This window comes from Streptomyces sp. NPDC054956 (assembly GCF_053609185.1).
The window spans coordinates 1-5,600 of record NZ_JBSGXB010000415.1; the positions used below are offsets into that span (position 1 = coordinate 1).

Consider the following 5,600-nt stretch of genomic DNA (forward strand, 5'->3'; position numbering starts at 1 on the left):
GGCTACGCCCGCACCACCCGCTGTCGCCGGGAGCGCCGCACGGCCGCCAGGCCGGCCGCGCCCAGCGCCAGAGCCACGGCTCCGGCACCGACCGGCAGCAGTCCGTCCGCCGTGCCGGACCCGGCCGCGGCTTCCGTGGGGGCGAAGCCGCCCGCCTTCCCGGACCTGGCGTAGGCGGAGCCGGGGAGCTTGTCCCCGTACGCCTTCACGACCCTCGACCGGTAGGCGGCCAGGCTGGTGCCCCGCTCGCCCACGGCCGCCGTCGCGTCCTCGTCCAGCGGCAGCACGCGCTCGCCGCCGGCCACGTACCAGGCGTCGATCTGGGGCTCCCGGAACACCGTTCCTCCGGGGAGCTTCTCCGCGCCGAGCCGGGCGTAGCGGAACTCGTCGTCCCCGGTGGCGATGTTCACCACCTGCCAGCCCGCTTCGGTCTGCGCGGTCCACAGGGCGGCCATCTGGCCGTCCGAGGAGACGGCCTTGCTGGCGAGGAACTCCAGCCGGGCCACGGGAGCGCCCGCCTTCCCGGCGACGAAGTCCGGCGACAGGTGGTTCACCGGGATCGCCTCGCCCTCGATCCGGGGCCGGGCGGCCGCGAGCGAGACCTTGCCCTCGCGGGCGAAGAAGCGGGACAGGGTGGCGAGCGTGTCGGGGGCCGCGGCCGCCTGCGCGGCGGCGGCCCGGTTCTCGGCGGTGGCGCTCCGGGGCTGCGGGACGGGGGCGGCGGTCGCCTGGGTGGGGACCAGGGCGAACACGGCGGCACCGGCGACGGCGGCGGCGGCGAGACGGCCGTTCACGAGGCGGGAAGTCATGAGGCGGGAAGCCATGAGGTCACGCCCCGATCCGGTAGAGCGAGTGGGTCCAGGAGAAGGTGCTGTTGTCCACGTACCAGGCGTGCGAGGCCCAGTTGTAGCGGTCGCTGGAAGGCCACGGGTCGCCCCAGTACACCCAGCTGTTCGCGGTGTCGTAGCCGTAGACGACGTGCATGTGGCCGCCGCCGTTGGACCACTGGATGCGGGTCTCGACCGGCCGGTTGGCGTTGATCTCGGTCTGCACGGTGGAGTACTGGAGCCAGCCGTTGACGTAGGAGCCGGAGTTGATGCCGGCCCAGCGCAGGGCGGTCTGCACGTTGCCGAGGGTGGCCTGGTTGTTGGGGCAGTCGTAGCCCTGCTGGCGGTTGAAGGCGGCGTTGCAGAACTGGTTCTGGCTGTAGGTGCGGCCGAACCAGGTGGCGATGGTGTTGCCGGAGGCGGCCCAGCACCAGTTGGTCTTCTGCTGGGCCTGCATGGTGATGTTGAGCCGCTTGGACGCCAGGGCCGCGCCCTCGGCGGTCGTGGGCGCCGCGGCGGTCGCGGTGGTCGCGGAGGCCGTGCCCGTACCGGTGTCGACGGCGGTGGCGGTACCGGTGGGCAGGGCGAGGAGCAGGGCGGTGACGACGGCGGCGAGGGAAAGCCGCCGGGTTCTGTTGCGCATCGCGTTCCTCCCGAGGTGGGGAGTGGGGGTGGAGGAGCGCGTCCGGACGCTGAGGAGGAGCATCAGGGTGTTGTCGGGAACAGGTCAACACGCTTCAATACGGCGTGACATCGCGGTGTGAACGGTGGGGCCGAAGTGTGAACGGCCCGCCGTCGGTCCACCTGGACCCACCCCGGCCCCGCACGTCGCCCGCGGCACCGCCCGCGCCTCGTCGCGTGAACGTTCACAGGAGGAGCCGCCATGCGGTCGAGTGCGGACGGCACCTTCTCGGACAGCGCCGCGGACCTGCCCCGGCTGCTGCGCACCGGGCCCTTCCACCTCGCGCTGCGCGCCGCCCTCACCGCCCGCGGGCTGCCCCTGCACCGGGTCCAGCACCGGCTCGCCGCCCGCGGCATCAAGCTCGGGGTCACCAGCCTCAGTTACTGGCAGCAGGGCGCCCGGCGGCCGCGCCGCGCCGAGTCCCTGAAGGCCGTACGGGCCCTGGAGGAGATCCTCGAACTGCCCGGGGGGACCCTGCTGCGGCTGCTGGACGGGCCGGACCCGGCCGCTCCCGAGACGGCCCGGCCGCCGGCGCGTTCGTACCGGGCGCTGTTCAGCGTGGGCGCGGTCGTGGAGACGCTGCTGGCCGGCATGGAACTGCCCGCCGACGGCGGCCTGCACACCGTCGGCCACCACGAGCGGGTGCGGATCGGGCCCGCCGGGGAACTGCTGGGCCGCGAGTCCCAGCACGTCGTACGGGCCCACCGCGACGGGGTCGACCGGTACGTCGCCGTCCACCACGGCGATCCGGGCTGCGATCCGGCGCGCATCCGGGTCCGGGCCGACGAGAACTGCCGGACCGGGCGGATCCGCCGCCATCCCGAGGCCGAGGTGGTCGTCGCCGAGCTCCTCTTCGACGCCCGGCTGCGCGCCGGGGACACGTACGTCTTCGGCTACGGCTTCGAGGACGGGACCGGCGGCCGCAGCGCCGAGTACGTACGCGGCTTCAGCTACACGGGCGGCCAGTACGTGCTCCAGGTCCGCTTCGACGAGGCCGCACTGCCGGTCCGCTGCCGCCGCTTCACCCGCAGCGGCCCGGACGCACCGCGCGGAAAGCTGGCGGACCTGAACCCGAGCGGCCCGCACCGCGCCGTCCACCTGGTGGAGCAGGGAGTCCGCCGCGGCATCCTGGGCATCGCCTGGGACTGGGACTGAGCCGCGCGGGCGGGGGCGCCGGTCAGCCCGCGATGAGCTTGCCGTTCTCCGCCTTGACCGGGACCTCCGGGAGCGGGTCGGTCGCCGGGCCCTGGACGACCTTGCCCGTGGTCACGTCGAAACGGCTGCCGTGGCAGGGGCAGTTGCCCTCGCCCTTGACGATCTTGTCCAGGACGCAGCCGGCGTGGGTGCACTGGGCGCTGAAGGCCTTGTACTGTCCCGCCTCCAGGCAGCTGACCACGATCTTCTTCTCGCGGAACAGCTTGGCGCCGCCGACGGGCACCTCGGCCGCCGCGCCCAGCTCGACGGGCGCGGCCGGGACCGCGGGGCTGCCGTTGCCGCTGTTGGTCTCGGTGGAGCAGGCCGCGAGGGTCGCTCCGGCGCCGACTGCCCCGGCGAGCGCGGCGGCGCCCTTGAGTACGGTACGGCGGGCGGCGGACTGCGACGCGGACATGCGGTTCTCCGGGGGTGCTGGTGGGGCTGGGTCCACCCGACGATACCCAAGCCCGATGGGGTACCTTCCCCCGCGTGATCGTCGTCGGTGGAGAAGCCCTGATCGACCTGGTGCCCGTCGCGGAGCCGCCGGGTGCCCTGCTGCCCCGGCCGGGCGGCGGACCGTACAACACCGCGCTCGCGCTGGGCCGGCTCGGAGCCCGGGTCGCCTTCTGCTCCCGGGTCTCGACCGACGGCTTCGGCACCTCGCTGCTCGCGGGGCTGGGCGCGGCCGGGGTGGACCTCTCCCTGGTCCAGCGCGGGCCGGAGCCCACCACGCTCGCGGTGCCCTCGCTGGCCCCGGACGGCTCGGCGGCGTACGAGTTCTACGTCGAGGGCACGGCCGACCGGCTGTTCCGGTTGCCGCCGGAGCTCCCGGCGGGGGTACGGGCCCTCGCGCTCGGCACCTGTTCGCTGGTGCTGGAGCCGGGGGCGAGCGCGTACGAGGCCCTGCTGCGCCGGGAGTCCGGGCGCGGGCTGCTGACCTTGCTCGACCCCAACATCAGGCCCGCGCTGATCGCCGACCCCGCGGCCTACCGGGCCCGGTTCCTGTCCTGGCTGCCGTACGTGCGCGTGCTGAAGCTGTCGGAGGAGGACGCGGCGTGGCTGGGCGGCCGGGTCGGCGACTGGCTGGCGGCGGGCCCCTCGGCGGTGGTGCTCACCCGGGGCGCGGGGGGCCTGACGGTCTGGACCCGGGAGGGCGAGGAGCACTCGGTGCCCGCCCGCCGGGTCGAGGTGGTGGACACGATCGGCGCGGGCGACACCGTGAACGCGGCGCTGCTGCACCGGCTTTCGGGCGGCACGGGCGGCACGGCCGACGGGACCGGCGGCGGCGCGGGCGGCGCGGGCCCGGTGGACTGGCCCGGGGTGCTCTCCTACGCCGCCCGCGCGGCCGCGCTGACCTGCACGCGGGCGGGCGCGGAGCCGCCGTACGCGGCCGAGCTCTGACGCCTCAGCGCAGCGCCGCCCACACGGTCCTGGCCAGGGCCGGGGCGAAGTCCTCGACCGGGTCGACCGTGTCGGGGCCGGAGAAGTGCAGGAAGAAGGCCCGCTGGAAGCAGGCCCCGAGCAGCAGGGCGGCGGCGGCCCGCGGGTCGGCGTCGGGGCGCAGCCTGCCCCGCTCGTGTTCCCGGACCAGGTGGCCGACCAGGGCCTCCAGCACGATGTGCGGGCCCGCGCCGATGCTCCGTACGCCCTCGCGGTGGCGGGTGAGCAGGACGGGGTCCGCGAAGAGCGAGGCCGCCATGGGCATGGCGTCGGCGTAGAAGAGCGAGGCGTGGCGGGCGATCTCGGCCAGCCGCTCCTCGACCGGCTGCTCCCCGGGATCGGTGGTGAGCGCCGCCATCATCGGCCCGGCGCTGGGGCGGCGCTCCATCAGCACGCGCACGAACAGCTCTTCCTTGTTCGCGAAGTACTTGTAGAGCGCGGCCTCCGAGCAGCCGGCTTCGCGGGCGATGGCCTTGGTGGTGGCGTTGGCCAGGCCGCTGGTGCGCATCAGGGTCTCGGCGGCGTCCAGGAGGCGCTCCGGGGTGGGCCGGCTTGACTTCGAGGTGAGCATTCACTCACCCTAGCGGAAGCAGGGGTGAGTGAATACTCACCCACCCACGTTCGGGATGCGGGAGCCAAGATGAGGATCACGGTGTTCGGAGCCACGGGCGGGGTCGGCCACGAGGTCGTCCGCCAGGCGCTCGACGCGGGCCACGAGGTGACGGCGGTCGTACGCGACCCCGCGCGGCTGGAGGTGCCGGCGCACGACCGGCTGCGGGTGGCGGTGGTCCGCGACCTGACGGACGAGGACGCGCTGCTCGCGGTGGTCGAGGGCCGGGAGGCGGTCGTCTCCGCGCTCGGAGCCGCCAACAACAAGCAGGCCAAGCTCACCCCGATCGCGGGCCCGGCCCTGCGGTCGATCGTCTCGGCGATGGACCGGGCCGGGGTGAGCCGCCTCTCGGCGGTCAGCGCGGCGCCGGTGGCCCCGGACGGGCCGGAGGACGGCGCCCTCACCCGGCTGGTGTTCTACCCGCTGCTGCGATGGGCGCTGCGCGACCTGTACGCGGACCTCGCCGTGATGGAGGCGGCGATCGCCGCGAGCGGCACGCGGTGGACGGTGGTCCGCCCGCCGCGGCTGCTGAACCGGCCGCGCACCGGGGCGTACCGGCGGGCGGTGGACGCGAACGTCCCGGGCGGCAAGGTCATCTCCCGCGCGGACGTCGCGGACGCCCTCCTGACGACCCTGTCCGACCCCACGACGGCCGGCCACGCGATCGGCATCGCCGCGTAGCCCCGCCCGGGCAGCGCCCAGGCACGCACGCGCCCGGGCTCCGCCCGCCTTCCGGATCTTCGCCCCGCGTCCCGCTGCGCGGGGCTCGTCCCCTAGCCGCCCTTCCGCCGTTCCCAGGGCTCTGCCCTGACCCGTGGGACCCGGGCTGCGCCCAGACCCCTGGGGC

At 75.0% G+C, this 5,600-nt stretch carries 7 protein-coding genes; 3 read left to right on the plus strand and 4 right to left on the minus strand.

From position 1 onward, the window contains the following. Positions 1 to 2: 2 nt before the first annotated feature. Both ACWGDE_RS35505 and ACWGDE_RS35510 read right to left on the minus strand, forming a co-directional pair. Positions 3 to 809 (minus strand): hypothetical protein, encoded by an 807-nt coding sequence (locus ACWGDE_RS35505; protein ID WP_453393192.1) that lies wholly within the window; start codon positions 807 to 809, stop codon positions 3 to 5. A gap of 19 nt (positions 810 to 828) precedes the next feature. Further along, entirely contained in the window at positions 829 to 1,470 is a 642-nt protein-coding gene (locus ACWGDE_RS35510; protein WP_453393193.1) for a papain-like cysteine protease family protein, read from the minus strand. Positions 1,471 to 1,710: 240 nt separating this feature from the next. Between ACWGDE_RS35510 and ACWGDE_RS35515 the strand changes: the two genes are divergently transcribed. Further along, positions 1,711 to 2,664 carry a hypothetical protein gene (locus tag ACWGDE_RS35515; protein ID WP_453393194.1) on the plus strand — a complete coding sequence of 318 codons (954 nt, stop codon included), beginning with the start codon at positions 1,711 to 1,713 and terminating at the stop codon, positions 2,662 to 2,664. Between the two features lie 22 nt (positions 2,665 to 2,686). Here ACWGDE_RS35515 and ACWGDE_RS35520 read toward each other — a convergent pair whose 3' ends face one another. After that, entirely contained in the window at positions 2,687 to 3,118 is a 432-nt protein-coding gene (locus tag ACWGDE_RS35520) for a Rieske (2Fe-2S) protein (protein ID WP_453393195.1), read from the minus strand. A 74-nt stretch (positions 3,119 to 3,192) separates the two neighbouring features. On the opposite strand from ACWGDE_RS35520, the gene ACWGDE_RS35525 reads away from it, so the two are divergent. Next, a complete protein-coding gene (locus ACWGDE_RS35525; RefSeq protein ID WP_453393196.1) occupies positions 3,193 to 4,104 on the plus strand; it encodes a carbohydrate kinase family protein in 912 nt (303 codons plus the stop codon). Positions 4,105 to 4,108: 4 nt separating this feature from the next. Here ACWGDE_RS35525 and ACWGDE_RS35530 read toward each other — a convergent pair whose 3' ends face one another. Continuing rightward, complete coding sequence (locus tag ACWGDE_RS35530; RefSeq protein WP_453393197.1) at positions 4,109 to 4,714, minus strand: TetR/AcrR family transcriptional regulator; 606 nt, start codon at positions 4,712 to 4,714, stop codon at positions 4,109 to 4,111. A 69-nt stretch (positions 4,715 to 4,783) separates the two neighbouring features. Between ACWGDE_RS35530 and ACWGDE_RS35535 the strand changes: the two genes are divergently transcribed. Further along, the gene (locus tag ACWGDE_RS35535; protein ID WP_453393198.1) at positions 4,784 to 5,434 is read left to right on the plus strand and encodes an NAD(P)-dependent oxidoreductase; all 651 of its coding nucleotides are present in this window, start codon (positions 4,784 to 4,786) and stop codon (positions 5,432 to 5,434) included. Positions 5,435 to 5,600: the final 166 nt, after the last annotated feature.